The following is a 771-nucleotide window of genomic DNA, read 5'->3' as shown; positions in this document are numbered from 1 at the left end:
AATAGCGATAGGCCGTCAGGTCCACGGTGGTCCCGGAGGCCATCATACTTTTGGAATACCGGGCGCGGTAGGACTCACCGCTCAGGGTGTCCTCTGAGCCGGAAAGCGTGGCACGCGAGTGCGTTGCATCCAGCGACACTGCGCCGTAATCCAGAATGGAGAAGCCGGCCCCCAGTGCCGCTGACTGGTAGCCGTTCGCCCCGATACCGCCACCGTAAAGGGTGACCCCGCTGGTCAGACCGTAAATGGCGGTCAGCATGCCAAAGCCCGGCGTGCCGGTGGCATCGTAGCCGCCGTGACCGGTATAGTACTCCCCGGCAGCCGCCTCGTAGCGAAGCTGGCCCTGGCGCTGCATCACCGGCAGGCTGGAGTACGGCAGACGGTAACCGTGCACGCTGCCGTCACTCTCGGTGACGCTCACCTCCAGATCACCGCCGGTGCCGCTGCCGGAGAGGTCGTCAAAACGGAACGGTCCCGGTGCCACGTTGGCCTGATAGATGGTGTAGCCGTTCTGGGTGACCGTCACCCGGGCGTTGCTGCGGGCAATACCGGTCACCACCGGCGCAAAGCCGTTCATGCTGCCCGGTATCATGGCGTCGCTGCTCATGAGCCCGACGCCGCGGAAGGAGAACCCGTCCAGTACCTGGCTTGCCACACTGCCGGTGCTGGTCTCCCCGATGGTCAGCTGACTGCGCAGGACATCAATGTCGCGCTGAACGTACGTCTGCAGGGATGTCCACTGGGTCTGGGTCTGCACCATGCGGTTTTTTT

The 771-nt window shown here is 64.1% G+C and carries 1 protein-coding gene; it reads right to left on the bottom strand.

Annotated features, from left to right (window positions below):
- Positions 1–771: fimbria/pilus outer membrane usher protein (locus AAIR21_RS27725; RefSeq protein ID WP_434682821.1), on the bottom strand; the 771-nt coding region annotated here is incomplete at both ends.

The organism is Enterobacter sp. PTB (assembly GCF_051130085.1).
In the GTDB taxonomy this organism is placed as follows: domain Bacteria; phylum Pseudomonadota; class Gammaproteobacteria; order Enterobacterales; family Enterobacteriaceae; genus Enterobacter; species Enterobacter ludwigii.
The sequence above is the reverse complement of the archived record's forward strand: the minus strand, read 5'-3'. Positions and strand labels throughout refer to the sequence as shown.